The sequence below is a fragment of the Pseudomonas gregormendelii genome, assembly GCF_017114825.1.
In the GTDB taxonomy this organism is placed as follows: Bacteria; Pseudomonadota; Gammaproteobacteria; order Pseudomonadales; family Pseudomonadaceae; genus Aquipseudomonas; species Aquipseudomonas gregormendelii.
This window is the reverse complement of the sequence record NZ_JADEVO010000012.1, coordinates 33,710-54,070: the sequence shown is the minus strand read 5'-3', so window position 1 is coordinate 54,070 and position 20,361 is coordinate 33,710. Positions and strand designations below refer to the sequence as shown.

Sequence of the window (20,361 nt, the reverse complement as noted above, 5' to 3'; positions counted from 1 at the left end):
GTCGTGGGGTTTTTTTTGCGCGTTTGGCAGGTAGGTGGGAGGCACACTCAAGGAGGCCCCCCATCAATTGCGCAAGCTTTTATCGCGCCTGTTGTCGGGTGTTCTCCAGCACGGTCACGGTCGCGGTTGTCCCCGCCCGGAGGCGGTTTTTTGCCGCATAGGCAGGATCAATCCCTATGCGCACCGGCACCCGCTGTGCCAGTTTTACCCAGGTGTAACTCGGGTTGATGTTGGCCAGCAGACGCCCACCTGGCAGGTTTTCCCGGTCGGCGATGGCGAAGGCGATGCTTTGCACCGTGCCAGCGAAGGTCTCGCCGCTCATCAATTCGATCTTCACGGGGTCGCCCTCCTGGATGCGCGGCAATTTGGTTTCCTCGAAATAACCCGCGACATAAAAGGAATCGCTGTCCACCAGCGCCAGTAACGCGCCGCCCGCCGGGGCATAGTCACCCTCGCGGGTCAGCAGGTTGGTCACATAGCCACTCACCGGTGCCACCACGCGGGTGCGTTGCAGGTCGAGTTCGGCCTGGGTCAGCGCCGCAATTGCCAGTTGCACATTGGCCTGGGCCAAGCCCAGGTTAGCCTGGTTGCGCAGCAGCTCGGCCTTGGCCACCGCCACCTCGGTACTGGATTTCTCCCACTCCTCACCCGAGATCGCGAACCCTTCCTTGAGCTTGCGCCGGCGTCGTTCCTCACTCTCACGCTGCTTGAGCAATGCCTCGCTGGACACGATCGCCGCCTCGGATTGCCCCAGGGTGGCCTTGGATACTTCTACCGCACGCCTGGCATGTTCAACGGCCAGCGTGTATCGCGCCGGGTCGATCTCCAGCAGCAGCTGGCCCTTGGCAACATGTTGATTGTCCTGCACGCCAAGGCTGACGATGCGCCCTGCTACGTCGGCCGACAAGGTGACCACGTCGGCACGCACCCGCGCGTCACGGGTCCAGGGCGCACGCGTGTAGTGATTCCAGGCAAACCAGCCGAGTAAGAAGGCCAGCAGCACTACGGCGAGGGTGGTTAGACGGGGCAGTAATTTTTTCAAGGTGTCAGGCTCCCATCACCAGTATCAGGGCGGCACACACGCACACGTACAATGCGCCTTCGAACAGCGCCTCGTGCCAGACAAAGCGCAGCACCCCCATGCGCCGCAGGGCCCAGTCCAAGGCAAGGAAAACCGGCAGGGCCAGCAGCAGGGCCTGGGCGATTGGCGGCAGATAGACGCCGCCTACTTCCAGATCAATGGGCAAAATCAGCTACTCCTTCCACGTCCACCGTTTGAAAATGCGCCGAGTGGCGCTCCAGGAACGACACCACAATCAACAGCGCAACGCGCATACGGAACACGCTCCACAAATGTTCATGGGCGCCCGAATGCAGAGTGTCCAGGTAATCACCGAGTTGGTGCAGGCTACCGAGCACGGCAGTCAGTTCAATACCCTGGCGCCCTGCGATCAGCCGCCCGGTCTCGCGCACGGTGGCCAGCAAGCGACTTTGCACTTCGTCGTCCAGCAAACTGTTGCCCTGCCCCTGCTGTCGCAGCTGGTTCAATGCCACGCCTAATGCCATGCAGCCCAGGCTGAACTCGAAAAATGCCCTGGAGTCTTTGTCGCTCGCGGCGGGCAGCAGCCCCAGCATCATGGTGACCCTGTCGACCATGCGGCTCTCGAAGGCGAATTGCTGTTCGTCGCTGGCCGCGGCCTTCAACAAGGCATACACCTGCGCCCGATTCTCTAAGTACAGCCGGCGGATGCGCAAGGCTGGCCGGAAGGGAAAAATCAGCGCATAGACACTCAATGCCAGCGCCGTGGCGCACATGTACGCGCCAGCAAATCCGAACCACTGGATGGCCGTATTCTGGCCGATCCCCGCGTTCTGCGGCCCCAGCAGAAGGAAGGTGGATAACCCCAGGCCGATCCCGGTGCCGGTAGTGGGCGGGCTGGCCAAACCCACCGCCACGGCATACAGCAAGGGCACCAGCAACAGCGCGAGCATTTCGAAGTCACTGATCATCGGCACCAGCATGAACTGATACAGCGCTGACACCACCAGTGCCAATCCCAGCCCTCGGGCATAACTCTGCGCGGCCAACAGCGGCCGCGGGAATGTCGCCATCAATGAGCAGAGAATGCCCACCAGCACCATCCCTCCGCGGGCGCCGTCCCAACCCGTCTCGATCCAGATCAGACCGGCCACCACCAACGCTGTAAAGGCCCGCACCGCGTTCATGGCCGCCAGGGTGAAATCCAGGTGCAACGGGTTATTCTGCCCGCGGAACACCTAGCTGGCGCGGCGCTCCTCCTGAATCGCATCGCTGAGCTCCAGAATCTGCCCCAGCTGCTCAAGCAGGCGTGCCTGTTCCCAGCGCAGCGACCAGGCCAGCGAGCGCAACGTCGCCGGCATGGCCTCGGTCAGTTGCTCGGCGCGATAGGCAAGCTCATCGAAGCGGTGCTGCAACAAGATGAAATGCTGGCGAGACTCGGCCGCGAGCGAACGGCCCTGCAAAGCAAGTTCGTCGAGGAATGTCAGTTCTTCGGCGCGAATCTGCAGTATTTCTTCCGGCAGTTCGCCCTCCCAACGTTCAGTCAGCAGCAGCCGCTGGTGCCGCAGAGCAGTCAGGCGTGACGTCAGCAGCACCAGCTGGTTACCCAGCAGTTGCACCAGAGCGTTGGCACTGCGCAGCCGCGGCGCGTCGAAATACAGATGACGCCGCACGCCTTCCAGGGCGCTGATTTCGCCCAACAACTGCATTTGCCGACGATGGAAATCGTCCTCGCTTTCCTCGGTGCGGATAACAGCGGCGGCGTGGGTGGCGAGCAGCTTGATGACCTGATCGATCCGGGTGAAGTAATCCCGGGCGACTGACTCCGGGCGCGCCGTGAGCAGGCTCACCACGCAGACACACGCCACCGCCAGCAAGGTCTCGGTGACACGGGTTACCGCCAGCAGGAAGATGCCATCCGGCTCGGGTACGGCGAGCAAGGCCACCACCACCGCGGTGTAACCGCTGAGCACGAAGGCCTGGGAACTGGTGTAGCGCAACAACGTCCCCCCTGCGGTGCACAGGGCCAGCCACAAGGCCAGGGTCAGAATGAATGGCAGCGGCGCCTGGGGGAAAATCGCCATGATCAGCACGGCGACCACGGCGCCCAGGGTGGTACCGATGACCTGGCCGAAACTGCGCGCCAGGGTCATGCCGCCCAGGGGTTGGCTGACGATGACCACCGCCATGATCGACCATTTTGGCTGGTCAAGGTCGAACAGGAACGCCAGGTACAGCGTGAGCAGGCCGGCGGCGATGGTTCTCAAGGCGAACAACAACACCCCTGGCCCGGGGTTGAACATTGCCTTGAAATATTGAAGCAGCGGCTGCATGGATGCGCTCGACCAGTCTTGTCCCTGCAAGCGTAGTCACTGGGGGCAGTCTGTCGATGCATTTCATTAGCACGCGTCAGGGTTTGACTCCAGGCCCTGCCTGACCGAAGCTGACGGCTTTGCACAAGCTTGTCAGCAATGGATTCCTGCATGCCCCAGTCACGCCGCTACCTGATCATCAGCCTCTGCGCGCTGTTCGCCGTTGTGCTGGCCTGGTTCTTCCTGCGCAGCACCACCCCCGACGTCCCGCCTGCGATCAAGCGGGGTTACAGCGAAGCGCTGGAGCAGGCCCGAGCCGGCAAACCCGGCGCTGCGCGGGTGCTCTATCAACAACTGGCGCGCCCCGACATCTCCGATAAACGACGAATCTGGCTGCACGCCGAACTGCCTAACTACCCAAGCTCGGTCGCCCTCAAACTGGCGGATGCCGACTTGCAACACGAATCGGCGAAGGTGCGTGTGGCTGCCATCAAGAGCATCAGCGCCCTGGTGCCCAATGGCCAGCGCAGCCTGTTGATCGGGCCATTGCTCGAAGACCGCGAACAGCAGGTGCGTTATGCCGCGGTAAATGCCTTGCTCGGCCTGTCCCCGGATGAGCTTGGCTTGTATTTCGGGCCGCTGGAGCAGGCCATTGATGCCTGGGAGAAGGATCTGCAGGCGCAACCGCCCAGCGCTGACAATTATTACCAGCTGGCTCTGCTTCATCTGCATAACGGTGACCTGAAGGAGGCGCAGCAGGCGCTGGAGAACGCTCTGCAACTGGCCCCCACCAATCTGCCGGCGCTGGTGATGCAAATCGACGTACTGGACAGGCAAGGCCAGAGCGACGCCGCCCGGCTGCTGTTGGCCAAGCAGTTGAAAGCCCAGCCGGATTCGGCTTACCTGCAGCATGCCCTCGGAATGTGGTTGCTGCATCACGGGCAGAGTGAATATGCCGTTCTGGGTTTGGCCAAGGCGGTAGAGCTGGAACCGGATAACAAGGACTACCGCTACGACCTGGCTACCACGTTGCACGATGAGCAGGAACTGGAAGCGGCGCAGAAGCAGTTGCAGGAAATAGTCGAGCGCAATCCCGCCGATCGTCGGGCCCGGGTGTTGTTGATCAATTACTGGAAGGAAAGCGGGCAGTTGCAGAATGTGCAGATTCTGCTGGCTCAGCTTGAGCAGATGAACCCGGATGATCCGGCGTTGCAGCAGGGGCTTTGAGGCAAGTCGGGTCCAGTAGAAGCAACGTTAGCTTTGCTCTCACAATCCTGCATACCCAACAACGTGCCAAAGCCCTAAATCCTGAATAACCCACAACTCGTTAAAGCCCAAAATACGCCAAAACCGCAAATAGTGTGGAACCGCCGTGATGGCACAAGGTCAAGTGATCAGGCAGTCCGAGCAGGCATTTCAGGCCTGCGGCCTCGCTTCCCCTAGTCATGAGAGGGCTTTTTTTGTCTACATCTAACGAGTTGTTCAGCGCAAAGGCCGCTACCGGTATCGAAGGTCTGGATGACATCCTGGCCGGTGGCTTGTCCCGCGGACACGTTTTTTTGCTGGAGGGTGAACCCGGTACTGGCAAAACCACCGTTGCTTTGCATTTTTTGATGGCCGGCGCTCGAGCCGGCGAGCGCTCGTTGTACATCACACTTTCGGAAACCGAACGAGAGTTGCGTCAGGGCGCGTTGTCCCACGGTTGGGAACTGGACGAAAACATCCACATCTTCGAGCTGACACCTCCGGAAAGCCTGCTCAACGCCGAACATCAGCAAAGCCTGCTGTATTCCTCCGACCTGGAGCTTGGCGAAGCGACCCGGCAGATTTTTGAAGTGGTCGAGCGCGTCAAGCCGACCCGCGTTGTACTGGACAGCCTCTCCGAGATCCGTCTGCTGGCCCAGAGCTCGCTGCGCTATCGTCGGCAGATCCTCGCCATCAAGCATTACTTCGTGCGCTACGACGCCACCGTAGTGCTGCTGGATGACCTCACTACCGAATCCCTGGACAAGACCGTGCACAGCGTCGCGCACGGGGTCATTCGCCTGGAAGAGTTGACGCCCAACTACGGCGCCGAACGCCGGCGCATTCGTGTGGTGAAATACCGCGGCCAGAAGTACCGCGGAGGTTTCCACGACTTCACCATCATGGGTGACGGCGTGCATGTCTTCCCCCGTCTGGTGGCCGCAGAACACCGCGGCAAGTACATCCGCACCCAAATGACCAGCAGCATCAAAGAGCTTGATGCCCTGCTCGGCGGCGGCATCGAAACCGGCTCCAGCACCCTCATCCTTGGCCCCGCCGGTACGGGCAAATCGCTGATTTCGATGATCTTTGCGGCAGCGGCTGTGCTGCGCGGGGAAAAGGCCGCGCTGTTTATCTTCGACGAAGAACTGGGGCTGCTGTTCGAGCGCATGAATAACATGGGCATTGACCTCAAGGCCCTGCAGGACACCGGCAACCTGATGATCGAGCAAGTCGACGCGGCCGAGCTGTCCCCCGGCGAATTTTCCCACCGGGTGCGCCGTTACGTGGATGAACGCGGAATCAAGACAGTGGTCATCGACAGCATCAACGGCTATCAGGCCGCCATGCCGGAAGAAAATGCCCTGGTCCTGCACATGCACGAGTTGTTGCTGTACCTCAACCGTCGGGGCGCCGCGACGTTCATGACCGTTGCCCAGCACGGCCTGGTAGGCGACATGCAGGCCCCCGTCGATATTACCTACCTGGCTGACACGGTGATCCTGCTGCGCTATTTCGAAGCGTTGGGCAAGGTTCGCCGCGCTATCTCCATCATCAAGAAGCGCACCGGCAGCCACGAATCCACCATCCGTGAATACCGTATCAGCGGCAAGGGCATGACCATCGGCGAGCCGCTCGATGCTTTCCAGGGTGTTCTGCGCGGCGTACCTACCTACATGGGCGCCCGCAAGCCGTTACTCGGGGACGAAGCCCCGTGACGGCTCAGGTAGCAAAGTCCGAGCGCGCGATCATTCTCGCGCCATTGGGACGTGACAGCCAGATCGCCCTGATGATGCTCAACGAAGCCGGATTTACCGGGATCATCACCCGCGACCTGACGTCCCTGTGCAGTGAGCTTGTTCTGGGTGCCGGGCTGTTGCTGATTTCTTCTGAGGCCTTGCTGGGCGGCGATCTCGAACCCCTGGTGGGGCTGATCGAGCAACAGCCGGCATGGTCGGATCTGCCCATCGTATTGATGACTCATCATGGGGGCCCCGAGCAAAACCCCGCTTCGCGTTTCAGCCCGCAACTGGGCAACGTGACCTTCCTTGAGCGTCCTTTTCATCGGGGAGCCTAGAGAATTCGGAAAAAATCGTACGCTAAGGTTTTCCGAGTTGTCGTAGTGGCCTGAATTTACCGTCCTCGAGCTTGCGGCTCTGCCGCCAGACGTAATCGCCGGTCAGGTTAATGTGCTCCCAACCCAACGGCGAAAGGTACTGATACAGGTCGGTATTCACCGGCTTTCCGGCGTCAGTCAGCCCTTGAGTTGCCCGATCCAGGTAGACCGTGTTCCACAGCACGATGGCGGCGGTCACAAGATTCAGTCCGCTGGCCCGATAGCGCTGCTGTTCGAAGCTACGATCCCTGATTTCACCAAGGCGGTTGAAGAACACCGCCCTGGCCAAGGCATTGCGGGCCTCGCCCTTGTTCAACCCAGCGTGCACGCGGCGACGCAGCTCGACACTTTGCAGCCAGTCCAAGATAAACAGCGTCCGCTCGATGCGCCCCAACTCCCGCAGGGCGACGGCCAGACCGTTCTGGCGCGGATAGCTCCCCAGCTTGCGCAGCATCAACGAGGCGGTGACCGTGCCCTGTTTGATCGACGCGGCCAGGCGCAGGATTTCGTCCCAATGAGCCCGGACGTGTTTGATGTTCAACGTACCTCCTATCATTGGCCGCAGTGTCGGGTAGTCCTGCACGCTATGCGGCACATACAGCTTGGTTTCGCCAAGATCGCGGATGCGCGGGGCAAAACGAAAACCCAGCAGGTGCATCAGGGCGAAAACGTGATCGGTAAAGCCCGCCGTATCGGTGTAGTGCTCCTCGATCCGCAGATCCGACTCGTGATACAGCAGCCCGTCGAGCACGTAGGTCGAATCCCGAACACCGACATTCACCACGCGAGTGCTAAACGGTGCGTACTGATCGGAGATGTGGGTATAGAACAGCCGCCCCGGTTCGTTGCCGTACTTCGGGTTGACGTGCCCGGTGCTCTCGCCTCGACCGCCTGTGCGGAAGCGCTGTCCATCGGACGATGAGGTGGTGCCGTCTCCCCAGTTGGCCGCGAAGGTATGGCTGAACTGGCTGTTGACCAGTTCGGCCAGTGCCGCCGAGTAGGTTTCGTCGCGAATGTGCCAGGCTTGCAGCCACGACAACTTGGCGTAGGTCATACCCGGACTTGAATCGGCCATTTTAGTCAGCCCGATGTTGATGGCATCGCCGAGGATTGCGGACAGTAGCAGGGTTTTATCCTTGGCCAAGGCCCCATCCTTCAAGTGGGTAAAGTGGCGGGTAAATCCCGTCCACTCATCCACGTCCATCAGCAGTTCGGTGATTTTGATACGTGGCATTAACTGACTTGTCTTGTCGATCAGTGCTTGAGCGGTGTCCGGTACCGCCGCATCCAATGGTGTGATTTTCAATCCGGATTCGGTGAGGATCGCGTCCGGCAGTTCGTTGTCCTTGGCCAATTTTGCGACGGTGGCCAACTGCTCATTGAGCAACTGCAAGCGCTCTTCTAAGTACTGGTCGCTGTTGGGGTTGATCGCCAACGGCAGCGCCTTTTCCTTCTTGAGTGCGGCAAACTTCGCGGGTGGCAGGAGATAATCTTCAAAATCACGGAATTGCCGGGAACCCTTGACCCAGATGTCGCCGGAACGCAGCGCGTTTTTCAGCTCGGACAAGGCGCAGATTTCGTAGAAGCGCCGATCAATGCCTTCCGGTGTGATCACCAGCGGTTTCCAGCGCGGCTTGATGAACGCAATCGGTGCGTCCGACGGCACCTTGCGCAGATTGTCCGCGTTCATTTCCCGCAGTTGCTGGATGGCATCCAGCACACGTTGCGCTGCCGGTGCAGCTCGCAGCTGAAGCACCTCCAGAAAGGCCGGTGTATAACGGCGCAGGGTGTTGAAATTCTCGCTGACCAGGTGCAGATGGTCGAAGGCCTCGGGGCGGGCCAGCAGATCGGCATCAGTGACGCTCTGGGCGAATTCATCCCAAGGGATGACCGCCTCGATGGCGGCGAACGGATCGTCACCTGATGCTTTGGCGTCCAGCAGAGCCTGACCTATCTTCGAGTACAGGCGCACCTTGTCGTTGATCGCCTTACCCTGTTTCTGGAATTGCTGCTGATGCTTGTTTTTGGCGCTGCTGAACAGTTTGATCAGAATACGGTCGTGCAGATCTACCAGTTCATCGGTCACCGTTGCGGTGCTTTCCAGCACTACGGCCACCAAAGTGGCGTAACGCCGTTCATTCTCGAACTTGCCAAGATCCTGAGGCATCATCTGCCCACCTTCGCGGGCAAGCTTGAGCAAGCGGTTCTGGTGGATATGCCTGTCGAGCCCTTCGGGCAGGGCCACCAGTTGAAAAATCTTCAGCCGCTCGATGTGCTCCATCATGTGCCGCGAATTCGGTTTCAACGGTGACTGCCGCAGCCAGGTCAACCAAGTACTGTTGCTGCCCGTCTTGACGGTCAACAGTTCGTCGAGTTTGTTGCGATGCTGCTGGCTCAGCGGCGCGATTAAGGCACGGTAGACCCTCCGGTTCGCTCGCGTCACGGCTTCGGAGCAGGCCCGGTCGATCACCGTCAGGGTCGGCAAGATCCGCCGTTGCTGACGCAGGCCCTCCAGAGCCTGCCCTGCCAGTAACAAACCTTTGTCGGTCTGCTGGGCCAGGTCGGTCAGCTCACGTACCAGGACGCGAAAATCTGACAGCCCGAACGGCAACAAGCCCAGGTAGGTTCGTAACTCCTGGGCATGTTCACGGCGGGTGACATCGCGCTCACCGTACTTAGCCCAGCTTTCGGGCGCAGCCTGAACCTGTCGGGCCACCCACTCAATGACCGGATCTGGCAGCACGCTGTCGCTGGCCAGGGCGTAACCGGGGTAGCGCAGCAGGCAGAGTTGCACGGCAAAGCCGAGGCGATTGGCATCACCCCGTCGCTGACGGATCAGCGACAGGTCGGACTCGTTGAAGGTGTAGTAGCGGATCAGATCGTCCTGGCTTTCCGGCAGCGCAAGCAGAGTGTCGCGCTCAGAGGCCGAGAGTATCGAGCGACGGGGCATGTATCAGTCATCCGTGCGAAGGTACTGGTAGAGGGTTTCTCTACTTATACCGAACTCACGGGCCAACCGGGTTTTCGGTTCGCCGGCAGCAGCCCGTTGCCGGACTGCGACGGTTTGTTCGTCGGACAGGGCTTTCTTACGCCCCCGGTAAGCGCCACGTTGCTTGGCCAGGGCGATGCCCTCGCGCTGTCGTTCGCGAATGAGCGCTCGCTCGAACTCGGCGAAGGCCCCCATGACCGACAGCATCAGATTGGCCATCGGCGAATCATCACCAGTGAATACCAGGCCTTCCTTCAAAAACTCGATACGCACGCCGCGACTGGTCAGCTTTTGCACTAGGCGGCGCAGGTCATCCAGGTTGCGGGCCAAGCGATCCATACTGTGCACCACGACCGTATCACCTTCACGAACGAAGCCGAGCATGGCCTCCAGCTGCGGACGCTGGGTATCCTTTCCTGAGGCCTTGTCGGTGAACAGCTTGCTCACCTCGGTCTGTTCCAGTTGGCGTTCCGGGTTCTGGTCGAAGCTGCTGACCCGGACATAGCCAATACGTTGTCCCTGCACGATGCCTCCACGGGCAAGATTGGTGGGAGGGCTTAAGGGCACTTTCTGTTCCATTGCTCCCAAAGCCCTAAATCTGTCAGGGTGAAATCTATGACCTTGGCAAGCACTTGTCAAAGAATGCTAAACAGGACTCTATTCTGACGGAGTGACATGGCTTTGCCTGACATCAGGATGGGGTATAGCTCAACCTGACATTGAAGCAAAAACTCAATCTCCTTCTATCAGCTCCCCGAACAGCTCCTTGACCTTTTCTTTCGCATCAGCAAGTGCAGTTCTACCTTGTTCAGTAATTTCATAAACACGCCGTTCACGTCGCCCGGTGCGTTCGTGACGGGAGGTCAGATAGTCTTTTTTTTCCAGACCGTGCAGCATCGGGTACACCGTACCGGCGCTCATCTCGTAGCCGTGTCGGCGTAGCTCTTCGATGATCCCCAGTCCAAAGACGGGTTCCTCTGCTGCATGGTGAAGGATGTGCAGGCGGATCAAACCGCCGTAGAGGTCTTTGTCCGTCATTTTTCGTGCCTCACAGCGCGGCACTCAACACCCACCCAGCTGCAGCGCTGCTGACGACAACCAGCCACGGCGGGAGCTTCCAGAACATAAGTGCGACAAGGGCGACTAATGCCAAGCCGAAGTCTTGCGGCTGAAAAATAGCGCTAGTCCATACAGGGTGATAGAGCGCGGCCAGCAGCAGGCCAACTACAGCGGCATTGATCCCGGCCAGCGCGGCTTGGGTGCCTGTATTGCGGCGCAGGAGCTCCCAAAATGGCATTGCCCCGACTACCAGTAAGAACGAGGGCGCGAAGATAGCCAGTAGGCACACGATGCCGCCGATCCAGCCCGACGGAGCGGTGTTCATCGAGGCACCAAGGAACGCGGCGAAAGTGAACAAGGGGCCGGGTACCGCTTGAGCTGCCCCGTACCCGGCGAGGAAGGATTCATTGCTCACCCAGCCTGAGGGCACCACTTCGGCTTGCAGCAATGGCAGCACAACGTGACCACCGCCGAACACCAGTGATCCGACACGATAGAAGGAATCCACGATTTCCATAGTTTGACTTGGCATTAGTTTGGCCAACACCGGCAGACCAATCAGCAAGACAAAGAACAGCGAGAGCCAGAGCACGCCCGCCCGATGACTGACCGTGATAGGTAGTGGGTCGTGCTCAATAATTTGCGCTGGTTTGAACAACAACCGGCCTGCGATGCCTGCGATAGCAATCACGCCGACCTGCCCCCATGCGGACGGCACAAGTAAAACTAGACAGGTAGCAATGGCCATTATGGTGATTCGCAGCCCATCCGTGCATAGGTTGCGCGCCATGCCCCATACCGCTTGAGCGACCACGGCAACAGCCACCACTTTTAAACCATGCAACATGCCCTGCGAGACGTAATCTCCATAGCTGGAGATGCCGAGCGCAAAAAGGATCAAGGCTATGGCAGACGGCAGCGTGAAGCCAGCCCATGCAGCCAGCGCCCCGCTGTATCCAGCCCGAGACAGTCCTACCGCTATGCCGACCTGGCTGCTTGCTGGCCCTGGCAAGAACTGACAAAGCGCGACCAAGTCAGCATAACTCCGTTCAGTGAGCCAGCGCCGCCGTGTGACGAATTCGGCGCGGAAATAGCCCAAATGCGCGATGGGCCCGCCGAAAGAGGTCAATCCAAGTCGCAGAAAAATAAGAAAGACCGACCATGGTCTGCTGTCATTGGGAGGGGTGGTGGTCATGCTTTCGCCTTCATGATTTGCAACAGGTTGAACCATAATCATCGAAATTCGATAACGAAACTCGATTATAAGGCTTAGAAAATACCTCGATGCGCACTATGCAGTTAGTTCTAGCTGTGGCTTTAACAGGAGCACGCTTACTTACGGCTTAGAGGGCTTTATTTTCCGTTTTCTGAGGTGACCCCCATCAGAACGCCACCGGCGTAATCATGCCCATGGGTCACGAAACAGGGAGTTGACTTAAGTGCATTTCCTGTTTCGCTGCTCCCCAGACTTGGATTCAGGGCTTAGCGTACGATTTTTTCCGAATTCTGCGGGCTCCCCTCATCCGGTGACCTTGATCAGCCTGGTCACCACCGCCTTGCGCGGGCGCCGACGACAGTACGAAGCCAGGGACCGGCTGATCGACCTGAGTCAGAGCGAGCTACGCCTGCAGAATACCCTCGAAACCCTGGAACAACAGGTCGAGGAACGCACCGCGCAGTTGCGCCATAACGAAGAAGTCCTGCGCCAGTCGCAAAAAATGGAAGCCGTGGGACAGCTCACGGGTGGCATTGCTCACGACTTCAACAACATGTTGACCGGGATCATTGGCAGCCTGGAGCTGTTACGCCGGCGTCTGGCCCGTGGTCGCACGGACGACCTGGACGGCTTGATCGACCTGGGTGTGACCTCGGCCAATCGCGCCGCCGGCCTGACCCACCGGCTGCTGGCGTTTTCACGCCGCCAGTCGCTGGATTCCAAACCCGTGGAGATGAACGCCCTGGTGGTCTCCATGGGCGAGCTGTTGCAGCGCAGCATTGACGAAAGCATTCAGCTGGACATGCAGCTGGATCAGCAACTGTGGGTGGCCGAGGCCGATCCCAATCAGCTGGAAAGCGCCCTGCTCAACCTCGTCATCAATGCCCGGGACGCCATGCCCAACGGCGGCAAGCTGGTGGTCAAGACTCGCAACGAACACCTGGATGCGACCTTTACCGACGCCCATGCCAATCTGGCGCCGGGCGACTACGTGATGCTCAGCGTCACAGACAACGGCTGCGGCATGCCACAAAGCACCATCAGCCGGGCCTTTGACCCCTTCTTCACCACCAAGCCCATCGGCCAGGGCACGGGACTGGGCCTGTCGATGATCTATGGTTTCAGCAAGCAGTCTCGGGGGCATGTGGCCATTAGCAGTGAAGTGGGTGCGGGCACTACCGTGAGCCTGTACCTGCCGCGTTTTGGCGGTGATGTGCCACAGTATTTGCCGGTGGATGCACCTCATGCGCCCTACGCGCGAAACGGCGAGACAGTGTTGATCGTTGAAGATGATCCGGCGGTGCGAGTGCTCGTCAGCACGGTCCTGAGCGATCTTGGCTACGCCTATGTGGAAGCCGGCGACGCAGACAGCGCAGTACCGATTCTCGACTCGACGCAACGCATCGACCTGATGATCAGTGACGTCGGGCTGCCTGGCATGAACGGGCGGCAGCTGGCGGAGATCGGGCGGCAGTTCCGGCCGGATCTCAAGGTGTTGTTCATTACCGGTTACGCAGAACACGCGGCGGTGCGTGGCGGGTTTCTTGACCCTGGGATGCAGATGATCACCAAGCCCTTCACCTTCGACCTGTTGACGGCGAAGGTGCGGGAGATGATCCATATTTGAGCCTGCAGGCTTTTTTGACCGGTTTTGGCTTGGCTTGACCCGCTTTGACCGGGTTTGGCCGGTTTGGCCGGTTTGTGACCGGTAGGAGCTGCCGAAGGCTGCGATCTTTTGATTTTGATTTCGGGATCGAGGGATCGCGCTGGATTATTTCAGATCAAAAGATCGCAGCCTCGTTTCACTCGACAGCTCCTACGCAGCAGCTGCGGGGTGTCTTCGCAGCTTCTACGACAGCATGTCCCGCATCAATTCCTGCAACACATCCAGATCGAATGGTTTGCCCAGGATGGGTGCCTTGCGGGTAATCGGGCTGTCGGTCTCGCGGATTTCCTGCGGGTAGCCGCTGATGAAGATCACCTTCAGTTCCGGTCGCAATTTTACTGCGGGCTCGGCAATCTGCACGCCGGAAATGCCACCGGGCAGGCGGAAGTCGGTGATCATCATGTCCAGGTGAGGTTTGCTCGCGAGGATAGCGAAGGCCTCCTCGCCGTTCTCAGCCTGCAGCACGCGGTAGCCCTCGCCCGATAAATAAGCGGACAACACCATCAATATCGAGGGGTCATCCTCGACGACAAGTACTACATCTTGCGCATCTTCACTCATGGGAAGCCTTTGTTCGGTCAATAGCTGCTGATACGACCGTGGGGTCGACCAGAGGTTGCGTTTATCTGCCTGATTTCCTACAGCGGCAGACAAACGCGAAACAGGGCGCCTTCGCCAATCCGGCTTTCGACCGTAATGGTACCGCCGTGGGCCGTCACAATCTGTTCTGAAATAAACAGGCCCAGGCCCAGGCCGGCGACGGCATGCTTGGCCGTGACGCGCTCGAATTGCTGGAAGATCCGCTTCTGGTTTTCTTCACCGATGCCGATCCCTTGATCCTGCACTTCTACCCGCGCCTGACCGTTCTCACTGTACACCTTCACGGCGATCGGGCTTTTGGCGCCGTACCGTAAAGCGTTGGTCAACAAGTTTGAGATCACTTGTTCGATACGAAATTCATCCCAATTGCCCTCTATCGGTTCATCGGCATCCAGGGAAACCGACGACTCGGCCGCGTCGATTTGCGGGGCGAAGTTTTGCAGCAAACCACGCACCAGCGCCGAGAGATCGAAGCGGCTTGGGCGGATCGACAGTTTCCCGGTACGAATCCGCGAAACATCCAGCATGTCTTCGATCAGGCGGATCAGGCTTTTTATCTGCCGTTCGTCGCGATCGACCATGGCGTGCATCTTGTCCAGGGTGAAAGCGGCGGCGTTTTCCCGGGCCAGGTGCATCTTGCGCAGCTGGGTTTCCAGGATCAAGCCATTGAGCGGCGTTCGCACTTCGTGGGCGACGATCGACATGAAGTCATCGCGCATGCGCACTGCCTGCTCCAGTTCCAGCTGGGTACTTTGTAATTGCTGCAGCAGCGCTTCCTGCTCGCGACGGCTTTGCTCAAGCGCCTCGACCTGTTGCTTCATCGCCTTGCTCTGGCGATACAGGTCGACGAACACATTGACCTTGCTCTTGACCGCATGGATATCCAGCGGTTTGTGCAGGAAGTCCACTGCCCCGCTTTCGTAGCCCTTGAACGCGTAATTGAGCTCGCGACCGGCGGCGCTGACGAACACGATCGGAATGTTCCGGGTCTTTTCCGTGCCGCGCATCAACTCGGCCAGTTCAAAGCCGTTCATGCCGGGCATCTGCACGTCGAGAATGGCCATGGCGAACTCGTGCTGCAGCAGCAGGGACAGGGCTTCGTCGGCGGACAAGGCCTTGTAGACCATGCGGTCTTCACGCTTGATCAGCGCTTCGAGCGCCAGCAGGTTCTCCGGCAGATCGTCGACGATCAGCAGTTTGGCTTGAATATTACTTAGCATGCGATTCGTTCCAGCTCGACAAGCAGACGGCCGATGCCGTGAATGGGAAGAATGTGATCCGGCTGGTGGGTCGCCAATGCCGCCAACGGCATGGTGGCCACCTGCGCCTCTTGTGGATCCTGGACGATGGTCAGGCCGCCCCGGTCCTTGACCTGTGCCAGGCCGCTGGCACCGTCCCGGTTGGCGCCGGTCAACAGCACTGCAGCGAGGTTGACGCCATAGGCATCGGCCGCCGATTCGAACAGGTAATCGATGGCCGGGCGCGAGTGGTGCACGCGATCTTCCAGGCTCAGGGAGAAGGTCCGGTCCTGTTCCACCGAGAGGTGATAACCGGGCGCCGCAAAATACAGCGTGCCCGGCACTACCGGCGTCTTGTCACTTGCTTCCAGCACCGGCATCGAGACCCGGCGGGCGAACACTTCGGCCAGATGACTGCGGCGCGCATCCGGCAGGTGCAACACGACGATGATCGGCAGCATGAAGCCTGCGCGCAGCGGGCTGAGAATGTTCAGCAAGGCTTCGACCCCGCCTGCCGAGGCACCGATCACGATGGCTTCAATCGAAGAATGGCTCATGATTTGCGGTAGATCCGTTCTTGTTTGACCAAGGGTTCGAACTGCTTGCCGAAGGCTGAAAACTCCGGTGTCTCCTTGCTGCCCAGCACCAGGAAGCCGCGGTGGCACAGGGACTCGTGAAACAAGCCGAAAGCCCTATCCTGTAGTTTTTTATTGAAATAAATCAACACGTTACGGCATGAAATTAATTGAGTTTCTGAGAACACACTGTCAGTGGCCAAGCTGTGATCGGCAAAGGTCACGTTCTCGCACAGCGACTTGTCGAAAATCGCGTAGCCATAGGCGGCCGTGTAGTACTCGGAGAACGCACGCTGGCCACCGGCTTTCTGGTAGTTAGCCGTGTAGGCCCGCACGTTTTCCATGGAAAAGATGCCTTGCTTGGCTTTATCCAGAGAGCGCGGGTTGATGTCGGTGGCGTAGATGATGGTGCGGTCGAGCAAGCCTTCTTCGCGCAGCAGGATCGCCATGGAATAGACTTCTTCCCCCGTGCTGCAGCCGGCGATCCAGATCTTGATCGAGGGGTAGGTCTTGAGCAACGGCACCACTTCCTGGCGAATGGCCAGGAAGTGCGAGGGGTCGCGAAACATCTCGCTGACCGGGATGGTCAGCAGCTGCAGCAATTGCATGAACGCCGTCGGGTCGTGCAGGACCTTCTCCTGCAGCGCCGAAATGGTCGCACATTCGAACTGCCCCAACGCGTGCTGCACCCGGCGCTTGATCGAAGCGCCGGAGTAGTCGCGAAAGTCATAGCTGTACTTGAGGTAAATGGCCTCGATCAGCAGCCGCAATTCGATTTCGGTATTGGCTGGCACTAAATGCGTTCCATCTTAGGTAACCACACTCGAATCAACGAGAACAGGCGATCCAGGTCAATGGGCTTGGCCAGGTAATCATTGGAGCCGGCCTGCAGGCAGCGTTCCTGATCATTCTTCATGGCCTTGGCCGTCACCGCAATGATCGGCAGCTTGCGCCAGCGCGGGTCCTTGCGAATCTCGATGGTGGCTTCAAAGCCGTCCATCTCCGGCATCATTACGTCCATCAACACCAGATCGATGTCCTCGACTTCATTCAACTTTTCAATCGCTTCACGGCCGTTACGGCCAATGACCACGACTGCGCCTTTTTGCTCGAGCGCGCTGGTGAGGGCGAAGATATTGCGTACGTCGTCGTCCACCAACAGCACTTTGCGACCCTCGAAGACCTTGTCGCGGCTGCGGGCGGTCTTGAGCATCTTCTGCCGTTCATGGGACAGCTGCGATTCGACTTTGTGCAAAAAGAGTGTCACCTCGTCCAGCAAACGCTCCGGTGAGCGCGCGCCCTTGATGATGATCGAGCGCGAGTACTTGCGCAGCTCTGCTTCTTCATCCCGGGTAAGGTTGCGGCCGGTGTAGACGATCACAGGCGGGAAGGAGCAGATGTCCTCGGTGGACATGCGCTTGAGCAGTTCATTGCCCAGCATGTCCGGCAGTTTCAGGTCGATGATCATGCAGTCGTAGATGGTGGTGCGCAGCAGCTGCAGCGCTTCCTGGGCATAGCCAACCGCGGTGATCTCGATGTCTTCGTCGCCGATCAGGCGGGCAATGCTGTCGCGCTGCAGGTCGTCATCTTCCACCAGCAGAACGCGCTTGACCTTCTGGGTCAGCTTGGCTTCCAGGCGGGCGAAAACATCCTTGAGCTCTTCACGGGTGGTCGGTTTGACGGCGTAGCCGATGGCGCCCATGTGCATGGCAGCTTCCACTCGATCCTCTACCGAAATCACGTGCACCGGGATATGCCGCGTGTCTGCGTGCTCCTTGAGGCGCTGCAGCACGGTCAGGCCGGAATGGTCTGGCAGGCGCATGTCCAGCAGGATCGCGTCCGGGATGTACTCCCTGGCCAGGTTGTAACCTTCGTCGGCGCCATGGGCAACCAGGCACTGATAGCCCAGCTCATGCGCCAGGTCGTAAAGAATGTGAGCGAAATTCGGCTCGTCCTCCACCACCAGGATGCAACGCGTGGCAAACGGCGCCTTGCTGCGGTCATCGTTGAAGCTTGGGATGTCGATCGGGGCAATCAACGGTGCCAGCGCAGGCGGCGCGGCGACTTTGTGCGAGACCGCCACGGGCGCCGGAGCTACCGGCGAGACAGGGCTTTCACCTGGCTCGACATATTGTTGCGGCAGCACCAGGGTGAACACGCTGCCCTGCCCCGGTTCACTGGTGACGCTGATGGAACCACCGAGCAATGCGGCCAGATCCCGGGAAATCGACAGCCCCAGGCCGGTGCCGCCGTAGCGCCGGTTGGTGGTGCCGTCGGCCTGGCGGAAGGCTTCGAAGATGCTTTCCTGCTGATCGGCGGCAATGCCAATCCCGGAATCGCGCACGACGAATGCAATGCCATCATCCGGCATGCCGGTAACAGTAAGGCTGACCGTGCCGCTCTCGGTGAACTTCACGGCGTTGGACAGCAGGTTCTTGATCACCTGCTCCAGGCGCTGGCGGTCGGTGTAGATCATCAGCGGCGAACCGTCTTGCAGCTCGACCTGGAAATCCAGCTTCTTTTGCGTCGCCAGCGGCTGGAACATCCCGCGCAAGCCGTCCACCAGGCGTGCGACGCTGGTGTTCTCGGGCAGCATTTCCAGCTTGCCGGCCTCGACCTTGGAAATGTCGAGGATGTCGTTGATCAGGTGCAGCAGATCGTTGCCTGCCGAATAGATCGATTCGGCAAACTTGACCTGCTCGGCGCTGAGGTTGTCCTGGGGATTTTCCGCCAGCAGTTTGGCCAGGATCAGCGAGCTGTTCAGCGGCGTGCGCAGCTCATGGGACATGTTGGCGAGGAACTCGGACTTGTACTTGCTCGAACGCTGCAATTCCTCGGCACGCTCTTCCAGCTGCGTTTGAGCCAGATTGAGCTCGGTGTTCTTCTGGTCCATGGCGTCGCGCTGATCGGCGAGGATCTGCGCCTGCTCGGCCAGCTGTTCATTGGTCTGCTCCAGCTCCACCTGCTGGGTTTCCAGGTGTGCCTGGGACTCCTTGAGGATGCGCGACTGCTCTTCGAGCTCTTCGTTGGCGGTCTTGAGTTCTTCCTGCTGAACCTGCAGCTCTTCATTGAGTTGCTGGGTTTCGGCCAGCACCTCTTGCAGGCGCTGGCGATAGCGCGCGGCCTCGATCGAGGTGCCAATGTTGCCGGCAATCAGCTCCAGCAACTCGACGTCACGGTCACTGAGCGGGCGCAGAAAGCCCAGCTCGATCACGCCATTGACCCGCTCATCGTCGCTGGTAGGCACCACCAACACACTGTGCGGCAGCCCTTCGCCCAGGGCGGAGCTGACCTTGAAGTAGTCACCGGGCACCTGGTCCAGGCGAATCACCTCGGCCCGTTGCGCCACCTGCCCGACAATCCCTTCATCGCTATAAATGTAGTGCTCACGCTCTTCCTGTTCCCGGGAAAACCCGTAGGACGCAATACGCTTGAGGCCACCGTGCTCTTCGCGTACATAGATAGCCGCCACCGCCGAACCGAGGTACTGCGCGCAGAACTGCAGGATATTGCGCCCCAGCACGTTTAGCGACAGCTGCCCCAGTACCTGTTCGGCGAGTTCAGTCTGGCCATTGCGCAGCCAGGCCTGCTGCTCCAAACGATTGGCGCTGGACTGCTGCGCGGCCAGGTTGGCGGCGTAGTTTTGCGACAGGTTGAGCAGATCGCGGCGGCCTATATAGGCCAGCAGCGCACTGATCCCGGCGACGAACAGCAAGTACAGGGCAATGCTCCAGATGGTGGTGCGACGCACCTCTTCATTGCGCGAGGCGCGCAACTGCTGTTCCATCTCGATCACGTCTTCGAACTGCTTGCGTATTTCATCGGTCAGGCGTTTGCCGCGCCCGGCCTTGACCGCACCACGGTAGTCACCACTGGAACGTTGCAAATCGATCATCGATTGCGCGTAGCCGGCCCATTCAGCCTGCAGCGCCTCGAGGCGACGCAGGCGATCGGTTTGTACCGGGTTGTCACTGGTCAGTTCCAGCAAGGTGTCGAGAGCCACCTTGATTCGCGGGCGTGCGGTTTCATAGGGTTCGAGAAACTTCTCGTCACCGCTGAGCAGATAGCCGCGCATCCCGGTTTCCAGATCGACGGTCAGCTTCACCGCTTCATTGGCGTTATTGATCACCCGATCGGTATGTTCCACCCACTGGATGGTTGACAACAGATAGAGGATCAGGGACACGAAGAACACCGCACTGAGAACGCCCACACCCAATGGCAGGCTGACGTTGCGACTCAGGAGTTTACGGAATCGTTGCTCATCTACCGAAGACGCAGAGGTCATGTGGGAGCCTTGTCGAAC

The 20,361-nt window shown here is 59.5% G+C and carries 13 protein-coding genes and 3 pseudogenes; 4 read left to right on the top strand and 12 right to left on the bottom strand.

Features of this window, described 5'->3' with window-relative positions:
* Positions 1-79 precede the first annotated feature (79 nt).
* From IMW75_RS10715 to IMW75_RS10705, 3 genes and pseudogenes are all read right to left on the bottom strand, one after another.
* Entirely contained in the window at positions 80-1,042 is a 963-nt protein-coding gene (locus IMW75_RS10715) for an HlyD family secretion protein (protein WP_205892590.1), read from the bottom strand.
* A gap of 4 nt (positions 1,043-1,046) precedes the next feature.
* Positions 1,047-1,247, bottom strand: a complete 201-nt coding sequence (locus IMW75_RS10710; protein ID WP_045058365.1) for a DUF1656 domain-containing protein — start codon at positions 1,245-1,247, stop codon at positions 1,047-1,049.
* A pseudogene (locus IMW75_RS10705) lies at positions 1,237-3,372 on the bottom strand (FUSC family protein). Before IMW75_RS10705 ends, IMW75_RS10710 begins: the two are co-directional and overlap by 11 nt.
* Positions 3,373-3,522: 150 nt before the next feature.
* Here IMW75_RS10705 and IMW75_RS10700 point away from each other — a divergent pair.
* The 3 genes and pseudogenes from IMW75_RS10700 to IMW75_RS10690 all read left to right on the top strand — a co-directional run.
* Positions 3,523-4,578: a tetratricopeptide repeat protein gene (locus IMW75_RS10700; protein ID WP_205892589.1), complete on the top strand. Its 1,056-nt coding sequence runs from the start codon at positions 3,523-3,525 to the stop codon at positions 4,576-4,578.
* 233 nt (positions 4,579-4,811) lie between these two features.
* Positions 4,812-6,314, top strand: a complete 1,503-nt coding sequence (locus IMW75_RS10695) for an ATPase domain-containing protein (RefSeq protein ID WP_045058362.1) — start codon at positions 4,812-4,814, stop codon at positions 6,312-6,314.
* Positions 6,311-6,661: pseudogene (locus IMW75_RS10690) on the top strand (hybrid sensor histidine kinase/response regulator); the annotation flags it as partial. The gene IMW75_RS10695 and the pseudogene IMW75_RS10690, both read left to right, overlap by 4 nt.
* A 34-nt stretch (positions 6,662-6,695) precedes the next feature.
* Here IMW75_RS10690 and IMW75_RS10685 read toward each other — a convergent pair.
* From IMW75_RS10685 to chrA, 4 genes are all read right to left on the bottom strand, one after another.
* Positions 6,696-9,662: a Tn3 family transposase gene (locus tag IMW75_RS10685; protein ID WP_205892588.1), complete on the bottom strand. Its 2,967-nt coding sequence runs from the start codon at positions 9,660-9,662 to the stop codon at positions 6,696-6,698.
* A 3-nt stretch (positions 9,663-9,665) separates the two neighbouring features.
* Positions 9,666-10,226: a recombinase family protein gene (locus IMW75_RS10680; RefSeq protein WP_205892631.1), complete on the bottom strand. Its 561-nt coding sequence runs from the start codon at positions 10,224-10,226 to the stop codon at positions 9,666-9,668.
* Positions 10,227-10,433: 207 nt separating this feature from the next.
* Positions 10,434-10,739: a PadR family transcriptional regulator gene (locus IMW75_RS10675; protein ID WP_205892587.1), complete on the bottom strand. Its 306-nt coding sequence runs from the start codon at positions 10,737-10,739 to the stop codon at positions 10,434-10,436.
* Between the two features lie 10 nt (positions 10,740-10,749).
* On the bottom strand, positions 10,750-11,955 hold the full coding sequence (gene chrA / locus IMW75_RS10670; protein ID WP_205892630.1) for a chromate efflux transporter: 1,206 nt from the start codon (positions 11,953-11,955) through the stop codon (positions 10,750-10,752).
* A 325-nt stretch (positions 11,956-12,280) separates the two neighbouring features.
* Between chrA and IMW75_RS10665 the strand changes: the two are divergent.
* Positions 12,281-13,603 (top strand): annotated as a pseudogene (locus IMW75_RS10665) (ATP-binding protein); the annotation flags it as partial.
* A 222-nt stretch (positions 13,604-13,825) separates the two neighbouring features.
* On the opposite strand, the gene IMW75_RS10660 reads toward IMW75_RS10665, so the two are convergent.
* From IMW75_RS10660 to IMW75_RS10640, 5 genes are all read right to left on the bottom strand, one after another.
* Positions 13,826-14,203 carry a response regulator gene (locus tag IMW75_RS10660; protein WP_045058360.1) on the bottom strand — a complete coding sequence of 126 codons (378 nt, stop codon included), beginning with the start codon at positions 14,201-14,203 and terminating at the stop codon, positions 13,826-13,828.
* A gap of 77 nt (positions 14,204-14,280) precedes the next feature.
* Positions 14,281-15,462 (bottom strand): hybrid sensor histidine kinase/response regulator, encoded by a 1,182-nt coding sequence (locus IMW75_RS10655; protein ID WP_045058359.1) that lies wholly within the window; start codon positions 15,460-15,462, stop codon positions 14,281-14,283.
* Positions 15,456-16,037, bottom strand: coding sequence for a chemotaxis protein CheB (locus IMW75_RS10650; protein WP_045058358.1), 582 nt, complete (start codon positions 16,035-16,037; stop codon positions 15,456-15,458). Before IMW75_RS10650 ends, IMW75_RS10655 begins: the two co-directional genes overlap by 7 nt.
* The gene (locus IMW75_RS10645; protein ID WP_205892586.1) at positions 16,034-16,849 is read right to left on the bottom strand and encodes a protein-glutamate O-methyltransferase CheR; all 816 of its coding nucleotides are present in this window, start codon (positions 16,847-16,849) and stop codon (positions 16,034-16,036) included. The genes IMW75_RS10650 and IMW75_RS10645 overlap by 4 nt, the downstream gene beginning before the upstream one ends.
* Positions 16,849-20,343, bottom strand: coding sequence for a response regulator (locus IMW75_RS10640; RefSeq protein ID WP_205892585.1), 3,495 nt, complete (start codon positions 20,341-20,343; stop codon positions 16,849-16,851). Before IMW75_RS10640 ends, IMW75_RS10645 begins: the two co-directional genes overlap by 1 nt.
* Positions 20,344-20,361: the final 18 nt, after the last annotated feature.